Below are 20,235 nucleotides of genomic sequence, written 5' to 3'. Positions count from 1 at the left end.
GCGCCGTAGTCGGTGATGTTGGTGATGCGGCCCGTGAACTTGGCGCCGACCGGGTACTTGGCTTCGACGCCATCCCACGGATCGGACTGCAGCTGCTTCATGCCGAGGCTGATGCGCTGGGTGTCCGGGTTGATCTTGACGATCTGGACCTTCACGGTGTCGCCCACGGCGAGCACTTGGCTCGGGTGGTTGACGCGCTTCCAGCTCATGTCGGTCACGTGCAGCAGGCCGTCGATGCCGCCCAGGTCAACGAACGCACCGTAGTCGGTGATGTTCTTGACGACGCCTTCGCGGATTTCACCCTCTTGCAGCTGCGACACCAGTTCGGTGCGCTGCTCGGCGCGGGCTTCTTCCAGGATGGCGCGACGCGAGACGACGATGTTGCCGCGCGGACGGTCCATCTTGAGGATGGCGAAGGGCTGTTCCTTGCCCATGAGCGGGCCGACGTCGCGCACCGGGCGGATGTCGACTTGCGAGCCGGGCAGGAAGGCCGAGGCGCCGCCCAGGTCGACGGTGAAGCCGCCCTTGACGCGACCAACGATGGCGCCGAGCACGGGTTCGTTCTTGGCGTAGACGCCTTCCAGACGGGTCCAGGCTTCTTCGCGCTTGGCCTTTTCGCGGCTGATGACCGCTTCGCCCAGGGCGTTTTCGAGGCGCTCCAGGAAGACTTCGACGCTGTCGCCGACCTTGATGGTGGGCTTGCCGGCTTCGTCGACGCCGAATTCCTTCTGGGGAACGCGACCTTCGGTCTTCAGACCGACGTCGATGATCGCGAAGTCCTTCTCGATCCCGACAACGATGCCCTTGACGACGGTGCCTTCCTGGAAGTCGCGGCCGCCCATGGAATCGTTCAGCAGCGCTTCGAAATCGTCGCGCGTCGGGTTGAAGCTCATATCGTCAGCCATGCTGATGTTTAGTCTCGTGTTGAGGGAAGCCCTGCGGTGAGCGCCGTCGGATAACGGTTCTCGGGATTCCGGGTGGGGTGATTTTTGATGCGGATCCGTCGCGTCCTGAGCGGCGGCGAGGCGGGCGGTGGATTAGCCCTTGGGGTTTCCCCACCGGGCGCGCGCCGTCTCGACGATGCGGCGGGCCGCATCGAAGGCCTGGTCTATAGTCATTTCCGACGTATCAAGCAAGACGGCGTCGGCGGCCTGGATCAGCGGGGCCGAAGCGCGGCCGCTGTCGCGCTCGTCGCGCTTGCGGATGTCGGCGAGGATTTCGTCGAAGGCGACCTCCTCGCCCTGGTCGACCAACTGCTTCCAGCGACGGTCGGCGCGGACCTCGGGGCTGGCGGTGACGAACAGCTTGGCCGGCGCCTCGGGGGCGATCACCGTGCCGATGTCGCGGCCGTCGATCACGCTGCCGGGCTCGCGGAGGGTGAAATCGCGTTGCAGGGCGAACAGGGCCGCGCGGACGCCGGGATGCACGGCCACCCGGCTGGCCGCCTCTCCCGCCAGGCGGGTGCGGACCTCGGGCATTTCCAGCTCGGCCAGCTCCAGGCCGCGCGCGGCGGCCTCGGCGCCGGTCGCGTCGTCCAGGTCGCCGTCGGCGTTCAGCAAGCGCAGACCCACCGCCCGATAAAGCAGGCCGGTGTCGAGCATCGGATAGTCGTAGAGCTTGGCCAACCGGCTGGCGACCGTGCCCTTGCCCGAGGCGGCGGGACCGTCGACGGCGATGACGAAGGCCGCATTTTTGGGGGCCATGGTCAGGCGTCCCCGATCGTTCCGCCCAGGCTCTGCATCATCTCGACGAAGCCGGGGAAGCTGGTGGCGATCATGCCCGGCTCGTCGATCGACACCGCCGACTGAGCGGCCATGCCCAGGATCAGGTGGCTCATGGCGATCCGGTGGTCGCCGTGGGTTTCGACCATGGACCCGCCCCGCGGCGCCTGGCCCGTTCCGTGGACGATGAAGCCCTCGGGTTCCTCCTCAACATCGACGCCGCAGGCCTCCAGGCCGGCGGCGGTCAGGGCGATGCGGTCGCTTTCCTTGACGCGCATCTCGCCGACGCCGCGCATGATCGTGTCGCCCGTGGCGAAGGCGGCCGCGACGGCCAGGATCGGATACTCGTCGATCATCGCCGGGGCGCGTTCGGGCGGCACGACGACGCCCTTCATGTTGGGCGAGTAGCGCGCGGTGATGTCGCCGACCTGCTCGCCGCTGCTTTCGCGAACGTTCGAGATCACCAGATCCGCGCCCATTTCCTGCAGCGTCGTGAACAGGCCCGTGCGCAACGCATTGAGCATCACGCCCTCGACGATCACTTCCGAACCGGGGACGATCAGGCCCGCCACCAGCGGGAAGGCTGCCGACGAGGGATCGCCCGGCACCGCCACATGGGTTCCGGTCAGCTTCTGGCCGGCCGGCAAACGGATGTGGCGAACGGTGTGGTCGCCATTGGCGCGATCCTCGACGATCACCTCGGCCCCGAAGGCCCGCAGCATGCGCTCGGTGTGGTCGCGGGTGGCTTCCGGCTCGATCACCTCGACCCCGCCCTCGGCATGCAGGCCGGCCAGCAGCACGGCCGACTTCACCTGGGCCGAGGCCATCGGCAGCCTGTAGGACAGGCCGCGCAGGTTGCCGCCCTTCAGGGTCAGCGGCAGGCGGCCCTTGTCGCGGCCCAGCCACGTGGCGCCCATCCGGGCCAGCGGGTCCAGGACCCGGCCCATCGGTCGGCCACGCAAAGAGCTGTCGCCGGTGAAGGTGGCGCACAACGGGAAACCCGCCGCCGCGCCCATGATCAGCCGCACGCCGGTGCCGGCGTTGCCGCAGTCGACCACATCAGACGGCTCGACGAAGCCGCCCTGACCCTCGATCCGCCAGCGGCTGTCGCCTTCCTGTTCGACCCGCGCGCCGAAGCTGCGCATGGCCTGGGCGGTCGCCAGCACATCTGCGCCCTCCAGCAGGCCTTCGACCGTCGTGGTCCCCGAGGCCAGGGCGCCGAGAATCAGGGAGCGGTGCGAAATCGACTTATCACCGGGGGCCCGAACGGTTCCACGCAAGGCCGCGCCGGGCGTGCTTTTCAGTCCAGCCGTCGTCATGCCGAAACCGGCTCCTTGATCATGATGGGTTTCGCGAGGGGTTTGCTTTTGACAGCGGCCCCCCTTCATGGCAAGTGACCGGCCGCTTTTCCCATCTGGATCAAAGGGTCGCCAACTTGGCCAATCCCGAATTGGGCGCAAAACAAATTTGCCCCAACTGCCAATCGAAATTCTATGACCTGGGCCGCCGCCCGGCTCTGTGCCCCAAATGCGGGGAATCGTTCGATCCGGAAGAGGCGCTGAAATCGCGCCGCGTCCGTGCTCGCGCCGTGACGCCGGATTACGACGCCGAGGACGAAAAGCCCGCCCCCGCCCCCAAGGAGGAGGACGGCTACGAGGACGAGGTCGATGAGACCCCGGAAATCGACGCGGCCGCCGAGGAAGTCGTCGAAGCCGATGACGACGACACCGACCCGACCGTCGCGCCGGCTCCGGTCGCCGACGACCTGGGCGTCGACTTCTCGGAAGAGGACGAACTGGCCGAAGACGAGGCCGACGACGTTCCCTTCCTCGAGGACGAAGATGACGAAGACGTCCTGGAGGACGAAATCGAAGGCCTGCCGGGCGCCGGTGACGACGACTGATCTCGTCCGCGCCCACTCGGAAATTTGATCGACCGACGGTCTGAAAAATTTTCCGAAAAAAGTATGCCGGGAGGGTTGATCCAAAAATCCTCCCGGCATAGGTTCCGCGCCTCTTCGGGGGCCACCTGCCCGGAACCGTCGAAGACACTGAGGAATTCTAGGTTTCTCCACTCGGAAACCTTTGAACCTTGGGGCTTTAGCTCAGCTGGTAGAGCGCTTGCATGGCATGCAAGAGGTCAGCGGTTCGACTCCGCTAAGCTCCACCAAAACGGCCGCTTCCCTAAAGGGAGCGGCCGTTTCCATATCCGGCGTCCTGTTCGACGACGCCGAGACCCCCTTCGATAAAAATCGACCGCGTCGGCATCCGTTTGTCGCCCCAAACAGTTCTCCGTGTCCGGAGGCTGTTCATGCAAATCACCCGACACTCTATCCTCGCCGTCGCGGCGACCCTGCTGCTGGCGAGTCCCGCCCTCGCCCAGACCGAGCCCGAGCCTGAGCCGTCCAGGGCCAGACAGATCGGGGAGGGCGCCTCGAAGGTGGCGTCCTCGCCGTTCAGGGATGCGGGCATGATCAAGGAGAAGATCCCGTCGGTGCTGATCGAGGCGCGCACGGCGACTTACGCCCTGCCGTCACCCCTGACCTGCAGGACGATCTTCGACGCCGTCGACGCGCTCGACGGCGAGCTGGCGCCGGACCTCGACGCCGCCTCCACCCAGATCAAGAGCGGCATGTCGGCCACCGAGCTCGGCGAGACCGTGATCCACGGCCTGATCCCCATGCGGTCCTGGATCCGCAAGCTCAGCGGCGCCGAAAAGAACGCCAATGAGGTCCAAGCGGCGATTCTGGCCGGGTCGATCCGGCGCGGTTATCTCAAGGGCCTGGGCCTGCAGATGAAGTGCAGACCGCCGGCCGCTCCGCTGGGGGTTCATTTGCCGACGAAGGCCAAGGCCAAGGCCAAGCCGAAAAAGCGCTAGCCCCCGCGCGCCACGAACCAGCCGTTGCGGAAGCCCTGGTCGGCCTTGCCATAGGTGAAGGCCTCGCCCTCGGGCGTGGTGAAGCGGCCGCCGGCGGCGACCAGGATGGCGTGGCCGGCGGCGGTGTCCCACTCCATGGTGGGTCCGTGGCGCGGATAGATGTCGGCGGCGCCCTCGGCGATGCGGACCAGCTTGATCGAGCTGTCCATCGGGGCGCGCAGGCTGAAGCCGTACTGGACCGCCAGCTCGGCCGCCCGTTCTTCCCTCATCGTGTGACTGACCAGGGCCAGGGCCTGACCTTCCGGCCACGACCGAACCTGGACGCGAGTCTCCGCGCCGCCGGAGACGTCGCGCTTGAGCACGCCCTCGGCGCTGGTGAACCACACCTCGCCGGTCGCCGGGGCGCAGATCGCGCCGGCCACGGGGACGCCATTGTCGATCAGACCGATATTGACCGTGAAGTTGGGATCGCCGCGCACGAAGGCCTTGGTGCCGTCGACCGGGTCGACCAGGAAGAAGCGCGGGCCGATGGCGTCAGGCGCGCCGAATTCGCTGGCGTGCTCCTCGGAGATCGCCGGGATCTCCGGAAAGCGTTCGGCCAGCTTGGCCAGGATCAGCCGTTCGCCGGCTCTGTCGGCCTCGGTCACAGGGCTCTCGTCGGCCTTGCGGATCACGTCCAGCTCGGTGCGCCAGAACGGCAGGATGACCTGCGCGGCCGCCTCGACGATCGTCGCCAGGTCGCGGCCGTAGTCGGCCAAGTTCGCAGGGGTCATTCAGCTGCCTCCAGAGCCTGGGCGGCCCATGCTCCGTTTGTTGTGGTTCTGAGGGTCATAGCCTTCCGCTAGGATCCTCGGGGGTCATCGCCGATGAACAGCAGGGTGACGCGCGTGGCGTCCACCGTCCGCTTGCCGGCGTCTTCGAAATTGACGGTCACGCGATGGCCGATCACCGACTGCACCTGGCCCAGGCCCCAGTCGGGCTGGTCGGGATGGCGCACCAGGGCGCCTGGCTCGAGAAACGGATCCATGACGGCTCCTGATAGGCCGCCGCTCCGGCCCACGCCAGCCCCGTTCACCCCGGCCCCGTTTGCCAAACTTCCAAATCACGCCAAAGATCGCGTCATGACCGACGCCGACGCTCCCACGCCTGCCCCAAGCACCGACGCTCCCGAGCTGAACGTCAACGGACCTGACTTCGCCGCCTTGGTGGCCGCGCGTCTCTGTCACGACTTCATCAGCCCGGCCAGCGCCATCGTCTCGGGCCTGGACCTGCTGGAGGACCCTTCCGCCCAGGACATGCGCGAGGACGCCATGAGCCTGATCTCGTCCAGCGCCCGCAAGCTGGCCGACCTCCTTCAGTTCACGCGCGTAGCCTTCGGCGCCTCGGCCTCGGCCGAGAACTTCGACTCCCGCGAGTTGGAAAAGCTGGCCCAGGGCGTGTTCGCTCATGTGCGCCCGACGCTGGACTGGGCCATCCCGCCCTCGACCATGAACAAGGCCAGCGCCCGGGCCATCCTCAACATCGCCCAGATCGCCGCCAGCGCCCTGCCGGCCGGCGGCAAGGCGACGCTGCGGGCCGTGGTGGCCGACGGCCGGGTGGCGATCACCGCCGACTCCGTCGGTCCCCGCGCTCGCCTTCGTCCCGAGATCCTGTCCGGCCTGAAGGGCGAGGCCCTGTCCGAGGGCCTGGGCGGACCATGGGTGCAGGCGGCCTATCTGCACGCCCTGGTCCGGGCGGCCGGCGGCCAGGTCGGGGTCCAACTGGGCGAGGACCAGGTCAGCCTGGCGGCCTGGGTCCCAGCCTGAGCCGTTCCCGGGGATAAACCCTCAAGATCGCGATCACCGTCACCGCTCCTTAACTCCCTCCGCCGCAAGCTGAGGGGATTGAATTGGAGCGTGCCGTGAAGACCTGTCTCGTCGTCGACGACAGCCGGGTGATCCGCAAAGTCGCCCGGCGCGTCCTGGAAGACATAGGCTTCGATATCGCCGAGGCCGCCGATGGCATGGAAGCCCTGGCCTGGTGCCGGGCGGCGATGCCCGACGCCGTGCTCCTGGATTGGAACATGCCGGTGATGAACGGGATCGAGTTCCTGCGCCATCTGCGCCAGGAGCCGGGCGGCCAAGGCCCGATCGTGGTCTTCTGCACCGTCGAGAACAAGATCGAGGCCATTCGCGAGGCGCTGGACGCCGGCGCGGACGAGTACATCATGAAGCCGTTCGACGGCGACATCATCGCGGCGAAGTTCGCCGAGGCGGGCCTGCTGTGACGCCCGAGGACATGGATCTGCTGGCCGCCCTGGCCCGCCAGCGCGCCGGTCTGCGGATCGAAAACGACAAGGCCTATCTGGTCGAAAGCCGGCTCAATCCCTTGGCGCGGCGGGAAGGTTTCGATTCGATCGAGGCGATGATCGCCGCCGTTCGCACCCAACGCGAAGATCGCCTGATCTGGGCCGTCGTCGAGGCCTTGACCCTGAACGAGACCGCGTTCTTCCGCGATCGCGAGGTCTTCGACCAACTGCGCGACGAACTGCTGCCGACCCTGTCCAAGCTGGTGCGCAAACGGCCGATCCGCATCTGGAGCGCCGCCTGCTCGACGGGTCAGGAGGCCTATTCCCTGGCCATGACCGCCGCGGAGGCCCGCGACCTCGCGCCCGGCGCCCGATTCGAATTCTTCGGCTCGGACCTTTCCGACCGCTGCCTGGAGAAGGCCCAGAGCGGCCTCTACACCCAGTTCGAGGTGCAGCGGGGTCTGCCGATCCGTCTTCTGGTCAAGCATTTCGAAAATCAGGACGAGATGTGGGCGATCAGCCCGCGCATCCGCCAGTCCGTGCGCTGGCGGCGGATCAACCTGCTGGCCGACCTGTCCTCGATGGGCAAGTTCGACGCCATCCTGCTGCGTAACGTGCTGCCCGGCCTGGATCCCAGCGTGCATGGCCGGGTGATCGAGAGTCTGGCCGCCCAGCTGGAAGACGACGGCGTGATGTTGGTCGGCAGCGGCGAATCGCTCGAGGGGCTCACCGGCGCGGTACGGCCAATCACAGGCCGATCAGGTCTGTTCGCCCGAGATCCCAACTTCAGCGCCGCGGCCTGACCGCACGAAAAAGCCCGCCGATCCGAAGACCAGCGGGCTTGATGCCAGGTTCAGAACCTAGACTGGGCGGGACAGAGCCCCGCCGTTCGTCAGGACTACTTGGCGTCCTTGGCGGTGTCGCTGACGGCGCCGCCGACCGACGAGACGTCCTTGCCGGCGCCTTCGACGGTGTTGCAGGCGGCGACGCTGAGGCTGGCGGCGATCGCGGCCAGAATGATGAGCTTGCGCATGGGTCTTCTCCGGTGATCGCCCCGAATGGGCGCATAGGGTGTTGTCCCCACCTGAACGTTGACGGCGCCGCTTGGTTCCGCGTCAGGCGGCGTCGACCGGCGGGGCTTGCGGAGTCGGGAACACCAGACGCACCAGCAGCCCGCCCGCCGGAGAAGTGTCGAACAGCAGCTTGCCGCGCAGCTGGCGGGCGAAGGCCGTCATCAGGGTTCGGCCCACCCCCTCGACGGGGCCCTTGGGCGCCCCGGGGCCATCGTCGCCGATCGCCAACTCGGCCTCCTCGCCGCGCACGAAGAACTCGACCGTCAGCGTGCCGCCCCGTTCGGCCAGGGCGTGCTTCTGGGCGTTGGTGATGGCCTCGACAGCGAACAGGGCCAAGGGCGCCAGGCGATCAGGATCGATGACCAGCGGGTCGGCGTGGACCTCGGTGCGGATCGGGCCGCCCGTCGACATGTCGCCGGCCAGCAGCAGGGCGGTCAGCTCCTCGAGGAACGGTCGCAGGTCCACGCGCTTGAGATCGGGACCCTGGTAGAGGGCCCGGTAGATTTGAGCCAGGGCGGTGATCCGCTGGCGGGTGTCGTTCAGGGCGGAGCGGGCGGCCGGATCGGTCAGGGCCCTTTGCTGCATGTTCAGCAGACTCGAGATGATCTGCAGATTGTTCTTCACACGGTGATGGATCTCGCGCATCAGCGCGTCCTTCTCGCCCAGACTCTCGCGCAGCGAGGCGTCCCGGGCGACGATGCCGGCGGCCATGTCGTCGAGGGTGGCAGCCAGTTCGCGGATTTCCGGCGGCGCGCGCTCGGCCTGCAGCGGACGAACGGTGAACCGGCCGCGGGCGTAGATGGCCGCGACGCGGCGCAGATAGACGATCCATCGGATCACCGCTTGTTCGGTGGCGTAGACCACCGCCGCCAGGGCCAGGACGAAGGCCAGCAGAGGCGCTAGCAAGCGCAGCATCGGATTGAGCCAGGCCCAGGAGGCAAGGCCCGGCGCCTTGGCCGACAGGATGACAAAGACCTCTTCGCCGACCAGCGGCGCGGCCGAAAAGTCGCGCGGGCGATCGTCGGCGTCACGGCCCGCCCACAGGGCCGAGCCGGTCTTGACGGCCTGGTTGCGCCAGGCGGTGGTCGACGTGCCGAACGCCCGCCGGTTCGTCGCGGCGAAGACATGGCCCTCGGAGTCGGCCAGAGCCACCTCCGCCCCGCCGGGCAGGTAGCGGTTGGCGGTTTCAGGCTGGATGGTCGACAGGGTCAGCACGGCGACCATGGCGCCGTCGAATCGGCCGTCAGGCCTTTCGGCCCGCACGGCCGTCAGGACGGACGGCTCATGCGCATAGGCCGCGCCGGGGTTGCTGGCCACCACCATGTGCGATCCGGCGGCCAGGCGTTGGAACCACGGGCGGCTGGCGCGAATGGGATCCGAGGGCGTGGTCTCCGCGGCGCAGGAGACCCGGCCACGCGCGTCGAACCGGATCAAGTTGGCGTAACCGGGCAGGCGTTGCTTCACCGCGCCCAGGCGCTGGGCGCATTCCAGCCCGATCGAGCCCGGCCCCAGGGTCTGGAGCAGGACGCCGGCCGCCTCGATGCGGGCGCGGGCGATCGCGGCGCTGCGGCCGGCCGCCAGTTCCAGGCTCTGACGACGCGAGTCGGCCTCAGCCTTGAAGGCGAAGACCGACTGCAGAATGCCGAGGATCAGAACGGGCAAGAGCGCGAGGAACAACGCACCGGCCAGGCGGACCCGGATAGATCCGACCATGCCGGCCCCGCGCCCGAGAAGAAACTTCACCTTAGGGTGCTCAGCCTCTCCGCGTCGGCCAGGATGGCGTACATGGCGTCGCCAGCGGCGGCGCCGTCGCGATCATAGGCGCCCGCCTCGAGGATCGCTTGCAAGGCTCGCCGCGCCCGGCTGACCCGGCTCTTCACCGTGCCCACGGCGCAACCGCAGATCTCGGCGGCCTCCTCGTAGGCGAACCCGCCGGCCCCGACCAGGATCAGGGCTTCGCGCTGCTCCGGCGGCAGCATGGCCAGGCTAAGCCGCAGCTCGTCCAGGGCCACCGGCGCCTCGGGGTCGTCGACCGCCACCAGGGTGCGTTCGGCCGCCTCCTGGTCGAGCTGGCTCTGACGCCAGGACCGGCGTTTTTCGGAATAGAATTGGTTGCGCAGGATCATGAAGGTCCAGGCCTTCATGTTGGTGCCCAACTGGAAGCTGGCGCGGGCGTCCCAGGCCTTCATCATGGCGTCCTGCGCCAGATCGTCGGCTGCGGTGGGGTCGCCGGTCAGGGTTCTGGCGAAGGCTCGCAAATGCGGAATGAGCGTGACGAGCTCCTTCTTGAAGACTCCGTCACGGGCCGGGTCAAACGGTGACCGGCCGACTTGCGCTTCGCTCATGCTCAACGCTCTCCCGACGGTTTCTCGGCCTTACGCAGAATGTCCAGAAACTCGTCCGGCACCGGCTCATTCACGACCTCGTCGAACATCTGACGAAGCTTGACGCCGATAGCCTGCTGACGGAGCCGTGCTTCATCGAGCGCGGCCGCCCCTTTGCGGTGGTCTTCCATGGGTACGTGTTCGATCATGTCCTCGACGCCGACAAGCCGCGACGCCCGCCCCCTTTGGCCGAATGAGAGTACGCCGGATGACAACGTCGGATTCCGTATGAGGTTCCACAAGCTTGAGCATATGATGGCAAAATTATTCTGACTTCGGAACCGTCCATGGAACCGGCGCTTGAAGGTCGCGTTTATGTTCGGATGAGCCGAACGGCGTAGCTTCACCGCACCGCAGGCTTTTTTGTATCCGAAGACACTCACACGGGAGGGGTCATGAGTCTTCTTGCCCGGCTGGCGCCGCACTTGCCTTACGTTCGTCGCTATGCCCGTGCGCTAACCGGCGACCAGACCACTGGCGATCACTATGTCCGCGTTGCGCTTGAGGCCCTGGCGGCCGGCGAGCGGTCGCTGGACGCCAATCTGTCGCCGCGCGTCGCGCTGTATCGCGTTTTCCACGCCATCTGGCTGTCCTCGGGCGCGCAACTCGAAGCGCGACGCGACGACTCGCTCAATGCGGCCGATGACGCTTCGCAGCGTCTGATGCGTATTGCGCCGCGCTCGCGGCAAGCGTTCCTGCTGACCGCCCTGGAAGGCTTCACCCCGACCGAGGCGTCGCAGATCCTCGATTGCGACTTCGGCGAGGTCGAACGTCTGATCTCCGAGGCCCAGAGCGAGATCGACGCCGAACTGGCCACCGAAGTCCTGATCATCGAGGACGAACCGGTGATCGCGGCGGACATCGAAGCCCTGGTTCGCGAACTGGGACACGATGTCATCGACATCGCCGCCACCCGCGGCGAAGCGGTCGACGCGGTGGCCCGCCGGACGCCCGGCTTGGTGTTGGCCGACATCCAGCTGGCCGACGGCTCGTCGGGCATCGACGCGGTCAAGGACATCCTGGCCCGTCTGGACGTGCCGGTGATCTTCATCACCGCCTTCCCCGAACGTCTGCTGACCGGGGAGCGTCCGGAACCGACCTTCCTGATCACCAAGCCCTTCCAGCCGGAAACGGTGAAGGCGGCGATCGGACAGGCGTTGTTCTTCCACCCGCGCCGGACCCAAAAGGCCGCCTGATCCCAAGACAAGGGACTAGGTCAGGACCTGAAACGACTAAGGCCCCGGTTTTCACCGGGGCCTTTTTCTTGCGGCGCGGCCGTCGGGCGGCGAAGCCGACCTAGCCGGCGGGCGTCTGCTTCACCGGGGACTGTTCAGTGGAGTAGTGCTCGGCTTCCTGGGTCGTGGTGGCGCCCTTGGTGTGCTCCACCCCGGCCAGGTCTCCCGAGCGCAGACCCCAGGCGCCGAACAGCGCCGCGGCGGCCAGGACGGTCGAGATGACCAGCACCCAGAAGACATGGCCTCCCCAGCGCCCTTGGCGAGCGCGGGTGGCGTTCAGAACGGGACCGTGATCTTCGAGATCGGCGGGCATGGAAAAGCCTCCTTATCGGGCGGCGAAATAGATCCCAGCGTCCGGCGCAGCCGGCCCGCTGGGAGCGAGGTTGTTGTTGAAGTGCTGGAGAAGCCCCGCCGACGCCGCCACCGCGGCGATCACCGCCAGAGCCGTGACGCGATTGCGTCCGACCGAGCGTCCGCGCAGAGACTTGCTTTCGAAAGCCGGTCCACCCTGTTCGATCTGATAGGTGCGGATCACGAGGTTGCTCCCCAGTTTCAAGGCCAAGCGGCCTTCGGGAAATCAACGTGTCGTCTTCAGCGATGTTCCCCTTAGCCCTGATCGACGCGGACGATCCGGCAACGGTGGAGAACAGTCCCCGGAAAGGCGAAAAATTTCGCGGAAAGGGGGAACCGCTTTGTGGAAGCGACGTTTCTGGATTGCGGAGGCGGCGACGCCCCCCCGACTTGAGGCTGGCGAAAGCCAGCCTGCCGTCTCCGCACCCCTCCAGATCTCAGGCGGACCCGACGGATCCGCCTTTTTTAGTGCGCGAAGCTCAGAGCCGCGATTAGCGCAGCTTTCCGTCGAGATCGAACCGAATGTCAGCCCGCCGCCGCAGAGGACGCGCCTCGCCGTCTCTGGTGGTGGCTCCCGCCTCGCCGGCCGCGCCGACCTCGAACATCACGTTGCCATGCCCCATCTTGGCCAGGGCCCGCGTGACTGTGTCGGCCCGTTGCTTGGACACCGCCAGGCTCGTCTCAGGGGCGCCGACGGAATCCGCCAGACCGATCACCCTCACCGAGGCGACCTTGCAGCCCGTGGCCATGGCTTCCGCGCTCTTGAGCACCGAGCGCGCCTCGCTGGTCAGCTTGGCCGACCGGTTCTCGAAATAGATTTGGACTGAGAAGTCCTCGCAGCTCGGGTCCGCCTGCACGATCTGAGACCGCGACTTGGGCCAGGGACTGCTCGCGCATCCCGCCGCTAGGCCGCCTAGAACCACCGCGCCGACAATCGTCAATGCGATTTTTTTCATCGTTTGCCCTCTCCGACCTCACGGCGCGCGAAAGGCGGCCGACGCAGGCCGGCCGCCTTCCGCAGATTTCAGGCCTCGCCCGACTTAACGGGGGCTGCCGTCTTCCCAGTAGTAACGACCGCTGCGCGAGTCGTAGTAATAATATCGTCCGGCTCGCTCGTCATAGTACTGACGGCGATTGACGTTGGTCGCGCCGCAGCCGCCGTCTTCGCGGCAACCCTTCACGGCGCCGATGGTGCCGCCCAGAGCCGCGCCGACCGCGGCGCCCGTGGTGGCGCTGCCGCCGCCGACATTGTTGCCGACGATCGCGCCCGCCAACGCGCCCAGAGCCGCGCCGCCAGCGGCGTTGCGTTCAGTGTTACCGGTGGCGGTGCACGCACTGGCCAGCACGCCGACGCCCAAGAGGGCGATCAAGGTCTTGTTCATCGTGGCTCTCCGTTCGAGCTTGTCCTAAGCAGGCAAACGGCCGCCTTCGCCAACGGTTCCGGGAACTCCGATTAAGCGCCGCCGTTTCTCTCGAACTTTCCCCGCGCAACTCGCGCTTTTTGGAATTTCGCATGCGTGTGGAAGTCGTCACCAATATCGCCTCGGGCTCGGTCGGCCGGGACGCTCCAGCCCAGGCCGAGGCCATCCTGGCCGAGCACGGCGTCACCGGCCGGGTCCACGCCCCAGGCGAGGGCGAGCTGACCACCTGTCTGCGCGACGCCATAGACGCCAAGCCTGACGCCATACTGGTCGTGGCCGGCGACGGCACCGCCCGCGCCGCCGCCGAGATGGCCGGCCCCGACGGTCCGATGATCGCGCCACTGCCCGGCGGAACCATGAACATGCTGCCCCACGCGCTCTACGGCCCGGTTCCATGGCCCGAGGCCATGGCCGCCTGCCTGAAGACCGGCGAGGCGCGAATGATCTCCGGCGGCGAGATCAACGGCCGAATGTTTTTTGTCGCCGCCATCCTGGGCAGCCCCGCCCTGTGGGCCGACGCCCGGGAGGCGGCCCGGGCCGGCCGGGTCGACCTGGCGTTGATGCGCGCCCAACGCGCGATCCGCCGCGCCTTCTCCGGCCGGCTTCGCTACGTGCTGGACGGCCGTCCCAAGGGCAAGACCGAGGCGCTCAGCCTGATGTGCCCGCTGGTCTCCGCCGACCTCAGCGCCGACGAACAGGCCCTGGAGGTCGCCGCGCTCGACCCCTCCAGCGCCCTCGACATCTTCCGCCTGGGCGTCAACACGGTGACCGGCAACTGGCGCAACGACCCGTCGGTCAGCGTCGGCCGCTGCCGGATCGGCAAGGTCTGGGCGGGCGGGCGGATCCCGGCGATCCTCGACGGCGAGCCGGTGCGGTTTGAGGACAGCCTCAGCATTCGCTTTCGTCCAAAAGCCTTCCGCGCCCTGGTTCCCCGCCTGGATCCCGGGTCGTGAAACCGCTGAAACTGGTCCAGGTGTCCGACATCCACTTCGGCGGCGAACACAAGCTCGCCGTCGAGGCGGCCGTCGAGCGCATCCAGGCCGAACGCCCCGACCTGGTGATCGCCGCCGGCGACCTGACCAAGGACGGCAAGGTTGGCGAGTTCGACGCCGTCCAGGCCTGGCTGGACCGGCTGCCCCGGCCACACCTGGTCACGCCGGGCAACCACGACACGCCCTTCGCGGGTCCTCGCGAGGTCCTGACCCGCCTGGTCGCGCCCTGGCGGCGCTATGAGAGCCGGTTCGGCGAGCGGATGAACGGCGAATGGGGCGACCCGCGCGCCACCATCGTCACCCTGAACTCGGCCCGCGCCTTCCAGCTGCGGGCCAACTGGTCGAAGGGCGCGGTGTCGCGCCGGCAGGTTCGCGATGTCTGCGCCGGCCTCGAACAGGCCGCGCCCGACGCCTTGAAGATCGTGGTCTGCCACCATCCGCTGATCGAGATGATCGGCGGCCCGATGACCGCCAAGGTGCATGGCGGCACGGCCGCCGCCCAGGCCTTCTCACAGGCGGGGGTGGATCTTGTGCTGACCGGCCATATCCACGCGCCGTTCGTGCACCCCTACCCCTTCGCGGACGGCTGCACCCAGGCGGTGGGCTCGGGAACGCTGTCGGTGCGCGAGCGGGGCGTGCCGCCCAGCTTCAACCTGATCGAGGTCGACGACGTCGACATCCGCATCACCGCCCTGGCCTTCGAGCGCACCCGGTTCGTCACCTGGCGGACCTGGTCCGTGCCGCGCCGCTGCAGCCTCAGGGCCAAAAACGAAAACGGCGCGACCGAGGTCGCGCCGCTCCAGGTCTAGGTCCGCGAGGGATCAGGCCGGTTCTGGATAGGTCCAGGCCGCGCCCTGGCCCTTGGCCGCGGCGAACTGGGCGTCGGCGAACGCCCAGTTGGGCAGGACGTCGAACCAGGCCTCCAGGAAGCCCTTCCGGTTGTTCTGGTGGTCCAGATAGTAGGCGTGCTCCCAGACGTCGCAGACCAGCAGCGGGGTCACGCCCGGCTTGGTCAGGGTGTCGTCGGCGTCGTGGGTCGAGATCACCACCAGCTTGCCATCCTGCACGGCCAGCCAGACCCAGCCCGAGCCGAAGTGACCGACGCCTTCGGCGACGAACTTCTCCTTCAGGCCGGCCAGGTCGCCGAACGCTTCGGTGATCGCGGCGCTCAGCGTGGCCGAGGGGCCGGTCTTGTCGGCGCTCATGCAGTCCCAGAAGAAGGCGTGGTTCCAGGCCTGGGCGGCGTTGTTGAACACCTTGCCGGGGCCGGCCTCGCGGATCACCGCTTCCAATGGGCGCTTGTCGCCTTCCGGCAGCAGCCCATTCAGCGCGTTCACATAGGCCGCGTGGTGCTTGTCATGGTGGAAATGAAGCGTGTTGGCCGAGATCGTCGGCTCCAGGGCTTCATAGGCGTAGGGGAGGTCGGGGAGTTTGAACATGGGAGCTCCAAGGCAAAAACGCCCCCGGAACATGGGCGGGGAGGCCCAGAAAACCAGAGGCGGGAAAAGCGTGTCTTGTCGATTGTCGCCGGCGCGGCTTAGCGCGGCGGGGGCTTCTGCGAATCCAGCAGGGCCTTGGCGACGATCGCGGCCAGGGCCGGGTTGCGGAAGGCGATGACGCCGGCCGCCAGACCCGCGCCGATGGTCAGGATCGGACGCTCCTTGACCATCTCTATGGCCTTCTCGGCGAAGGCCATGGCGTCCGGCGCGGCGGCCGGACGGGCCTTCTCCTCGGCCTTGAGGGCGGCCGCCAAGCCGGCGACGCCGACGATCGCCGCGGCGACCGCCGCAACCACCGCAGCAGCGCCGGCCGAACCGAGATACGGCGCCAGCACCGCGAACAGGGCGAAAGCGGCGGAGACCACGCTCACAGCAGCGGCCGCGGCGATCGCCGCGGCCGCTGCTGTGAGCGTGGTCTCCGCCGCTTTCGCCCTGTTCGCGGTGCTGGCGCCGTATCTCGGTTCGGCCGGCGCTGCTGCGGTGGTTGCGGCGGTCGCCGCGGCGATCGTCGGCGTCGCCGGCTTGGCGGCCGCCCTCAAGGCCGAGGAGAAGGCCCGTCCGGCCGCCGCGCCGGACGCCATGGCCTTCGCCGAGAAGGCCATAGAGATGGTCAAGGAGCGTCCGATCCTGACCATCGGCGCGGGTCTGGCGGCCGGCGTCATCGCCTTCCGCAACCCGGCCCTGGCCGCGATCGTCGCCAAGGCCCTGCTGGATTCGCAGAAGCCCCCGCCGCGCTAAGCCGCGCCGGCGACAATCGACAAGACACGCTTTTCCCGCCTCTGGTTTTCTGGGCCTCCCCGCCCATGTTCCGGGGGCGTTTTTGCCTTGGAGCTCCCATGTTCAAACTCCCCGACCTCCCCTACGCCTATGAAGCCCTGGAGCCGACGATCTCGGCCAACACGCTTCATTTCCACCATGACAAGCACCACGCGGCCTATGTGAACGCGCTGAATGGGCTGCTGCCGGAAGGCGACAAGCGCCCATTGGAAGCGGTGATCCGCGAGGCCGGCCCCGGCAAGGTGTTCAACAACGCCGCCCAGGCCTGGAACCACGCCTTCTTCTGGGACTGCATGAGCGCCGACAAGACCGGCCCCTCGGCCACGCTGAGCGCCGCGATCACCGAAGCGTTCGGCGACCTGGCCGGCCTGAAGGAGAAGTTCGTCGCCGAAGGCGTCGGTCACTTCGGCTCGGGCTGGGTCTGGCTGGCCGTGCAGGATGGCAAGCTGGTGGTGATCTCGACCCACGACGCCGACGACACCCTGACCAAGCCGGGCGTGACCCCGCTGCTGGTCTGCGACGTCTGGGAGCACGCCTACTATCTGGACCACCAGAACAACCGGAAGGGCTTCCTGGAGGCCTGGTTCGACGTCCTGCCCAACTGGGCGTTCGCCGACGCCCAGTTCGCCGCGGCCAAGGGCCAGGGCGCGGCCTGGACCTATCCAGAACCGGCCTGATCCCTCGCGGACCTAGACCTGGAGCGGCGCGACCTCGGTCGCGCCGTTTTCGTTTTTGGCCCTGAGGCTGCAGCGGCGCGGCACGGACCAGGTCCGCCAGGTGACGAACCGGGTGCGCTCGAAGGCCAGGGCGGTGATGCGGATGTCGACGTCGTCGACCTCGATCAGGTTGAAGCTGGGCGGCACGCCCCGCTCGCGCACCGACAGCGTTCCCGAGCCCACCGCCTGGGTGCAGCCGTCCGCGAAGGGGTAGGGGTGCACGAACGGCGCGTGGATATGGCCGGTCAGCACAAGATCCACCCCCGCCTGTGAGAAGGCCTGGGCGGCGGCCGTGCCGCCATGCACCTTGGCGGTCATCGGGCCGCCGATCATCTCGATCAGCGGATGGTGGCAGACCACGATCTTCAAGGCGTCGGGCGCGGCCTGTTCGAGGCCGGCGCAGACATCGCGAACCTGCCGGCGCGACACCGCGCCCTTCGACCAGTTGGCCCGCAGCTGGAAGGCGCGGGCCGAGTTCAGGGTGACGATGGTGGCGCGCGGGTCGCCCCATTCGCCGTTCATCCGCTCGCCGAACCGGCTCTCATAGCGCCGCCAGGGCGCGACCAGGCGGGTCAGGACCTCGCGAGGACCCGCGAAGGGCGTGTCGTGGTTGCCCGGCGTGACCAGGTGTGGCCGGGGCAGCCGGTCCAGCCAGGCCTGGACGGCGTCGAACTCGCCAACCTTGCCGTCCTTGGTCAGGTCGCCGGCGGCGATCACCAGGTCGGGGCGTTCGGCCTGGATGCGCTCGACGGCCGCCTCGACGGCGAGCTTGTGTTCGCCGCCGAAGTGGATGTCGGACACCTGGACCAGTTTCAGCGGTTTCACGACCCGGGATCCAGGCGGGGAACCAGGGCGCGGAAGGCTTTTGGACGAAAGCGAATGCTGAGGCTGTCCTCAAACCGCACCGGCTCGCCGTCGAGGATCGCCGGGATCCGCCCGCCCGCCCAGACCTTGCCGATCCGGCAGCGGCCGACGCTGACCGACGGGTCGTTGCGCCAGTTGCCGGTCACCGTGTTGACGCCCAGGCGGAAGATGTCGAGGGCGCTGGAGGGGTCGAGCGCGGCGACCTCCAGGGCCTGTTCGTCGGCGCTGAGGTCGGCGGAGACCAGCGGGCACATCAGGCTGAGCGCCTCGGTCTTGCCCTTGGGACGGCCGTCCAGCACGTAGCGAAGCCGGCCGGAGAAGGCGCGGCGGATCGCGCGTTGGGCGCGCATCAACGCCAGGTCGACCCGGCCGGCCCGGGCCGCCTCCCGGGCGTCGGCCCACAGGGCGGGGCTGCCCAGGATGGCGGCGACAAAAAACATTCGGCCGTTGATCTCGCCGCCGGAGATCATTCGCGCCTCGCCGGTCTTCAGGCAGGCGGCCATGGCCTCGGGCCATGGAACCGGGCCGTAGAGCGCGTGGGGCAGCATGTTCATGGTTCCGCCGGGCAGTGGCGCGATCATCGGACCGTCGGGGCCGGCCATCTCGGCGGCGGCGCGGGCGGTGCCGTCGCCGGCCACGACCAGTATGGCGTCAGGCTTGGCGTCTATGGCGTCGCGCAGACAGGTGGTCAGCTCGCCCTCGCCTGGGGCGTGGACCCGGCCGGTGACGCCGTGCTCGGCCAGGATGGCCTCGGCCTGGGCTGGAGCGTCCCGGCCGACCGAGCCCGAGGCGATATTGGTGACGACTTCCACACGCATGCGAAATTCCAAAAAGCGCGAGTTGCGCGGGGAAAGTTCGAGAGAAACGGCGGCGCTTAATCGGAGTTCCCGGAACCGTTGGCGAAGGCGGCCGTTTGCCTGCTTAGGACAAGCTCGAACGGAGAGCCACGATGAACAAGACCTTGATCGCCCTCTTGGGCGTCGGCGTGCTGGCCAGTGCGTGCACCGCCACCGGTAACACTGAACGCAACGCCGCTGGCGGCGCGGCTCTGGGCGCGTTGGCGGGCGCGATCGTCGGCAACAATGTCGGCGGCGGCAGCGCCACCACGGGCGCCGCGGTCGGCGCGGCTCTGGGCGGCACCATCGGCGCCGTGAAGGGTTGCCGCGAAGACGGCGGCTGCGGCGCGACCAACGTCAATCGCCGTCAGTACTATGACGAGCGAGCCGGACGATATTATTACTACGACTCGCGCAGCGGTCGTTACTACTGGGAAGACGGCAGCCCCCGTTAAGTCGGGCGAGGCCTGAAATCTGCGGAAGGCGGCCGGCCTGCGTCGGCCGCCTTTCGCGCGCCGTGAGGTCGGAGAGGGCAAACGATGAAAAAAATCGCATTGACGATTGTCGGCGCGGTGGTTCTAGGCGGCCTAGCGGCGGGATGCGCGAGCAGTCCCTGGCCCAAGTCGCGGTCTCAGATCGTGCAGGCGGACCCGAGCTGCGAGGACTTCTCAGTCCAAATCTATTTCGAGAACCGGTCGGCCAAGCTGACCAGCGAGGCGCGCTCGGTGCTCAAGAGCGCGGAAGCCATGGCCACGGGCTGCAAGGTCGCCTCGGTGAGGGTGATCGGTCTGGCGGATTCCGTCGGCGCCCCTGAGACGAGCCTGGCGGTGTCCAAGCAACGGGCCGACACAGTCACGCGGGCCCTGGCCAAGATGGGGCATGGCAACGTGATGTTCGAGGTCGGCGCGGCCGGCGAGGCGGGAGCCACCACCAGAGACGGCGAGGCGCGTCCTCTGCGGCGGCGGGCTGACATTCGGTTCGATCTCGACGGAAAGCTGCGCTAATCGCGGCTCTGAGCTTCGCGCACTAAAAAAGGCGGATCCGTCGGGTCCGCCTGAGATCTGGAGGGGTGCGGAGACGGCAGGCTGGCTTTCGCCAGCCTCAAGTCGGGGGGGCGTCGCCGCCTCCGCAATCCAGAAACGTCGCTTCCACAAAGCGGTTCCCCCTTTCCGCGAAATTTTTCGCCTTTCCGGGGACTGTTC

At 67.9% G+C, this 20,235-nt stretch carries 27 protein-coding genes, 1 tRNA gene and 2 pseudogenes; 13 read left to right on the top strand and 17 right to left on the bottom strand.

Annotated features, from left to right (window positions below; translation table 11 throughout):
- The 3 genes from WAL33_RS13810 to aroA all read right to left on the bottom strand — a co-directional run.
- The coding region (locus WAL33_RS13810) for a S1 RNA-binding domain-containing protein (protein WP_422182077.1) at positions 1 to 905 on the bottom strand (905 nt) is incomplete at its 3' end.
- 132 nt (positions 906 to 1,037) lie between these two features.
- Positions 1,038 to 1,703 carry a (d)CMP kinase gene (gene cmk, locus WAL33_RS13805; protein WP_422182078.1) on the bottom strand — a complete coding sequence of 222 codons (666 nt, stop codon included), beginning with the start codon at positions 1,701 to 1,703 and terminating at the stop codon, positions 1,038 to 1,040.
- 2 nt (positions 1,704 to 1,705) lie between these two features.
- The gene (gene aroA, locus WAL33_RS13800; protein WP_422182079.1) at positions 1,706 to 3,040 is read right to left on the bottom strand and encodes a 3-phosphoshikimate 1-carboxyvinyltransferase; all 1,335 of its coding nucleotides are present in this window, start codon (positions 3,038 to 3,040) and stop codon (positions 1,706 to 1,708) included.
- 116 nt (positions 3,041 to 3,156) lie between these two features.
- Here aroA and WAL33_RS13795 point away from each other — a divergent pair, with 116 nt between their 5' ends.
- The 3 genes from WAL33_RS13795 to WAL33_RS13785 all read left to right on the top strand — a co-directional run bounded on the left by WAL33_RS13795 (position 3,157) and on the right by WAL33_RS13785 (position 4,598).
- Entirely contained in the window at positions 3,157 to 3,624 is a 468-nt protein-coding gene (locus WAL33_RS13795; protein WP_422182080.1) for a TIGR02300 family protein, read from the top strand.
- 190 nt (positions 3,625 to 3,814) lie between these two features.
- A tRNA-Ala gene (locus WAL33_RS13790) sits at positions 3,815 to 3,890 on the top strand.
- A 141-nt stretch (positions 3,891 to 4,031) separates the two neighbouring features.
- Positions 4,032 to 4,598 (top strand): hypothetical protein, encoded by a 567-nt coding sequence (locus tag WAL33_RS13785; protein ID WP_422182081.1) that lies wholly within the window; start codon positions 4,032 to 4,034, stop codon positions 4,596 to 4,598.
- Here WAL33_RS13785 and cysQ read toward each other — a convergent pair.
- Positions 4,595 to 5,371: a 3'(2'),5'-bisphosphate nucleotidase CysQ gene (gene cysQ, locus WAL33_RS13780; protein WP_422182082.1), complete on the bottom strand. Its 777-nt coding sequence runs from the start codon at positions 5,369 to 5,371 to the stop codon at positions 4,595 to 4,597. The genes WAL33_RS13785 and cysQ overlap by 4 nt on opposite strands.
- Positions 5,372 to 5,439: 68 nt before the next feature.
- Positions 5,440 to 5,625: a DUF3553 domain-containing protein gene (locus WAL33_RS13775; RefSeq protein WP_422182083.1), complete on the bottom strand. Its 186-nt coding sequence runs from the start codon at positions 5,623 to 5,625 to the stop codon at positions 5,440 to 5,442.
- A 94-nt stretch (positions 5,626 to 5,719) separates the two neighbouring features.
- Here WAL33_RS13775 and chpT point away from each other — a divergent pair, with 94 nt between their 5' ends.
- From chpT to WAL33_RS13760, 3 genes are all read left to right on the top strand, one after another.
- Entirely contained in the window at positions 5,720 to 6,403 is a 684-nt protein-coding gene (chpT, locus tag WAL33_RS13770) for a histidine phosphotransferase ChpT (RefSeq protein ID WP_422182084.1), read from the top strand.
- A gap of 83 nt (positions 6,404 to 6,486) precedes the next feature.
- A complete protein-coding gene (locus tag WAL33_RS13765; protein WP_422182085.1) occupies positions 6,487 to 6,864 on the top strand; it encodes a response regulator in 378 nt (125 codons plus the stop codon).
- A complete protein-coding gene (locus WAL33_RS13760) occupies positions 6,861 to 7,688 on the top strand; it encodes a CheR family methyltransferase (RefSeq protein WP_422182086.1) in 828 nt (275 codons plus the stop codon). The genes WAL33_RS13765 and WAL33_RS13760 overlap by 4 nt, the downstream gene beginning before the upstream one ends.
- Positions 7,689 to 7,783: 95 nt before the next feature.
- Here WAL33_RS13760 and WAL33_RS13755 read toward each other — a convergent pair whose 3' ends face one another.
- From WAL33_RS13755 to WAL33_RS13740, 4 genes are all read right to left on the bottom strand, one after another.
- Entirely contained in the window at positions 7,784 to 7,918 is a 135-nt protein-coding gene (locus WAL33_RS13755; RefSeq protein WP_422182087.1) for an entericidin A/B family lipoprotein, read from the bottom strand.
- 82 nt (positions 7,919 to 8,000) lie between these two features.
- Positions 8,001 to 9,671: a sensor histidine kinase gene (locus tag WAL33_RS13750; protein WP_422182088.1), complete on the bottom strand. Its 1,671-nt coding sequence runs from the start codon at positions 9,669 to 9,671 to the stop codon at positions 8,001 to 8,003.
- Between the two features lie 26 nt (positions 9,672 to 9,697).
- Positions 9,698 to 10,303 carry a sigma-70 family RNA polymerase sigma factor gene (locus tag WAL33_RS13745; protein ID WP_422182089.1) on the bottom strand — a complete coding sequence of 202 codons (606 nt, stop codon included), beginning with the start codon at positions 10,301 to 10,303 and terminating at the stop codon, positions 9,698 to 9,700.
- Between the two features lie 2 nt (positions 10,304 to 10,305).
- Positions 10,306 to 10,491, bottom strand: coding sequence for a NepR family anti-sigma factor (locus tag WAL33_RS13740; protein ID WP_012284186.1), 186 nt, complete (start codon positions 10,489 to 10,491; stop codon positions 10,306 to 10,308).
- Between the two features lie 246 nt (positions 10,492 to 10,737).
- On the opposite strand from WAL33_RS13740, the gene WAL33_RS13735 reads away from it, so the two are divergent.
- The gene (locus WAL33_RS13735; protein WP_422182090.1) at positions 10,738 to 11,538 is read left to right on the top strand and encodes a response regulator; all 801 of its coding nucleotides are present in this window, start codon (positions 10,738 to 10,740) and stop codon (positions 11,536 to 11,538) included.
- 100 nt (positions 11,539 to 11,638) lie between these two features.
- On the opposite strand, the gene WAL33_RS13730 is transcribed toward WAL33_RS13735, so the two are convergent.
- The 4 genes from WAL33_RS13730 to WAL33_RS13715 all read right to left on the bottom strand — a co-directional run bounded on the left by WAL33_RS13730 (position 11,639) and on the right by WAL33_RS13715 (position 13,310).
- Complete coding sequence (locus tag WAL33_RS13730) at positions 11,639 to 11,890, bottom strand: hypothetical protein (RefSeq protein WP_422182091.1); 252 nt, start codon at positions 11,888 to 11,890, stop codon at positions 11,639 to 11,641.
- A 12-nt stretch (positions 11,891 to 11,902) separates the two neighbouring features.
- Positions 11,903 to 12,112, bottom strand: a complete 210-nt coding sequence (locus tag WAL33_RS13725; RefSeq protein ID WP_422182092.1) for a hypothetical protein — start codon at positions 12,110 to 12,112, stop codon at positions 11,903 to 11,905.
- Positions 12,113 to 12,419: 307 nt separating this feature from the next.
- Positions 12,420 to 12,785, bottom strand: coding sequence for an OmpA family protein (locus tag WAL33_RS13720; protein WP_422182093.1), 366 nt, complete (start codon positions 12,783 to 12,785; stop codon positions 12,420 to 12,422).
- A 183-nt stretch (positions 12,786 to 12,968) separates the two neighbouring features.
- On the bottom strand, positions 12,969 to 13,310 hold the full coding sequence (locus tag WAL33_RS13715; protein WP_089929110.1) for a glycine zipper domain-containing protein: 342 nt from the start codon (positions 13,308 to 13,310) through the stop codon (positions 12,969 to 12,971).
- Between the two features lie 107 nt (positions 13,311 to 13,417).
- Between WAL33_RS13715 and WAL33_RS13710 the strand changes: the two are divergent.
- Both WAL33_RS13710 and WAL33_RS13705 read left to right on the top strand, forming a co-directional pair.
- Positions 13,418 to 14,302: pseudogene (locus WAL33_RS13710) on the top strand (diacylglycerol/lipid kinase family protein); the annotation flags it as partial.
- Positions 14,303 to 14,307: 5 nt separating this feature from the next.
- Entirely contained in the window at positions 14,308 to 15,150 is an 843-nt protein-coding gene (locus WAL33_RS13705; protein ID WP_422182096.1) for a metallophosphoesterase family protein, read from the top strand.
- A 12-nt stretch (positions 15,151 to 15,162) separates the two neighbouring features.
- Here the strand turns inward: WAL33_RS13705 and WAL33_RS13700 are convergent, their stop codons facing one another.
- On the bottom strand, positions 15,163 to 15,780 hold the full coding sequence (locus WAL33_RS13700; protein ID WP_422182094.1) for a superoxide dismutase: 618 nt from the start codon (positions 15,778 to 15,780) through the stop codon (positions 15,163 to 15,165).
- Positions 15,781 to 15,878: 98 nt separating this feature from the next.
- Complete coding sequence (locus WAL33_RS13695; protein WP_422182095.1) at positions 15,879 to 16,211, bottom strand: hypothetical protein; 333 nt, start codon at positions 16,209 to 16,211, stop codon at positions 15,879 to 15,881.
- 16 nt (positions 16,212 to 16,227) lie between these two features.
- On the opposite strand from WAL33_RS13695, the gene WAL33_RS13690 reads away from it, so the two are divergent.
- Complete coding sequence (locus tag WAL33_RS13690; RefSeq protein ID WP_422182097.1) at positions 16,228 to 16,578, top strand: hypothetical protein; 351 nt, start codon at positions 16,228 to 16,230, stop codon at positions 16,576 to 16,578.
- Between the two features lie 98 nt (positions 16,579 to 16,676).
- Complete coding sequence (locus tag WAL33_RS13685) at positions 16,677 to 17,294, top strand: superoxide dismutase (protein ID WP_422182094.1); 618 nt, start codon at positions 16,677 to 16,679, stop codon at positions 17,292 to 17,294.
- A 12-nt stretch (positions 17,295 to 17,306) separates the two neighbouring features.
- Here the strand turns inward: WAL33_RS13685 and WAL33_RS13680 are convergent, their stop codons facing one another.
- Together WAL33_RS13680 and WAL33_RS13675 are read right to left on the bottom strand one after the other, a co-directional pair.
- Entirely contained in the window at positions 17,307 to 18,149 is an 843-nt protein-coding gene (locus WAL33_RS13680) for a metallophosphoesterase family protein (RefSeq protein ID WP_422182096.1), read from the bottom strand.
- A 5-nt stretch (positions 18,150 to 18,154) separates the two neighbouring features.
- Positions 18,155 to 19,039, bottom strand: a pseudogene (locus WAL33_RS13675) (diacylglycerol/lipid kinase family protein); the annotation flags it as partial.
- Positions 19,040 to 19,146: 107 nt separating this feature from the next.
- Between WAL33_RS13675 and WAL33_RS13670 the strand changes: the two are divergent.
- Together WAL33_RS13670 and WAL33_RS13665 are read left to right on the top strand one after the other, a co-directional pair.
- On the top strand, positions 19,147 to 19,488 hold the full coding sequence (locus WAL33_RS13670; RefSeq protein WP_089929110.1) for a glycine zipper domain-containing protein: 342 nt from the start codon (positions 19,147 to 19,149) through the stop codon (positions 19,486 to 19,488).
- A gap of 183 nt (positions 19,489 to 19,671) precedes the next feature.
- The gene (locus WAL33_RS13665; RefSeq protein WP_422182093.1) at positions 19,672 to 20,037 is read left to right on the top strand and encodes an OmpA family protein; all 366 of its coding nucleotides are present in this window, start codon (positions 19,672 to 19,674) and stop codon (positions 20,035 to 20,037) included.
- Positions 20,038 to 20,235 lie beyond the last annotated feature (198 nt).

Origin of the sequence: Caulobacter sp., assembly GCF_049283275.1 — a bacterium.
In the GTDB taxonomy this organism is placed as follows: Bacteria; Pseudomonadota; Alphaproteobacteria; order Caulobacterales; family Caulobacteraceae; genus Caulobacter.
This window is presented reverse-complemented; position numbering and strand designations above follow the sequence as displayed.

What these genes read in the sequence shown, in the direction of transcription:
- WAL33_RS13735 (WP_422182090.1), top strand. Translation starts at nt 10,738, where the DNA reads ATGAGTCTTCTTGCCCGGCTGGCGCCGCACTTGCCTTACGTTCGTCGC.
- aroA (WP_422182079.1), bottom strand. Translation starts at nt 3,040, where the DNA reads ATGACGACGGCTGGACTGAAAAGCACGCCCGGCGCGGCCTTGCGTGGA.
- WAL33_RS13750 (WP_422182088.1), bottom strand. Translation starts at nt 9,671, where the DNA reads ATGGTCGGATCTATCCGGGTCCGCCTGGCCGGTGCGTTGTTCCTCGCG.
- WAL33_RS13670 (WP_089929110.1), top strand. Translation starts at nt 19,147, where the DNA reads ATGAACAAGACCTTGATCGCCCTCTTGGGCGTCGGCGTGCTGGCCAGT.
- WAL33_RS13730 (WP_422182091.1), bottom strand. Translation starts at nt 11,890, where the DNA reads ATGCCCGCCGATCTCGAAGATCACGGTCCCGTTCTGAACGCCACCCGC.
- WAL33_RS13775 (WP_422182083.1), bottom strand. Translation starts at nt 5,625, where the DNA reads ATGGATCCGTTTCTCGAGCCAGGCGCCCTGGTGCGCCATCCCGACCAG.
- cysQ (WP_422182082.1), bottom strand. Translation starts at nt 5,371, where the DNA reads ATGACCCCTGCGAACTTGGCCGACTACGGCCGCGACCTGGCGACGATC.
- WAL33_RS13785 (WP_422182081.1), top strand. Translation starts at nt 4,032, where the DNA reads ATGCAAATCACCCGACACTCTATCCTCGCCGTCGCGGCGACCCTGCTG.
- WAL33_RS13740 (WP_012284186.1), bottom strand. Translation starts at nt 10,491, where the DNA reads ATGATCGAACACGTACCCATGGAAGACCACCGCAAAGGGGCGGCCGCG.
- WAL33_RS13745 (WP_422182089.1), bottom strand. Translation starts at nt 10,303, where the DNA reads ATGAGCGAAGCGCAAGTCGGCCGGTCACCGTTTGACCCGGCCCGTGAC.
- cmk (WP_422182078.1), bottom strand. Translation starts at nt 1,703, where the DNA reads ATGGCCCCCAAAAATGCGGCCTTCGTCATCGCCGTCGACGGTCCCGCC.
- WAL33_RS13715 (WP_089929110.1), bottom strand. Translation starts at nt 13,310, where the DNA reads ATGAACAAGACCTTGATCGCCCTCTTGGGCGTCGGCGTGCTGGCCAGT.
- WAL33_RS13755 (WP_422182087.1), bottom strand. Translation starts at nt 7,918, where the DNA reads ATGCGCAAGCTCATCATTCTGGCCGCGATCGCCGCCAGCCTCAGCGTC.
- WAL33_RS13700 (WP_422182094.1), bottom strand. Translation starts at nt 15,780, where the DNA reads ATGTTCAAACTCCCCGACCTCCCCTACGCCTATGAAGCCCTGGAGCCG.
- chpT (WP_422182084.1), top strand. Translation starts at nt 5,720, where the DNA reads ATGACCGACGCCGACGCTCCCACGCCTGCCCCAAGCACCGACGCTCCC.
- WAL33_RS13685 (WP_422182094.1), top strand. Translation starts at nt 16,677, where the DNA reads ATGTTCAAACTCCCCGACCTCCCCTACGCCTATGAAGCCCTGGAGCCG.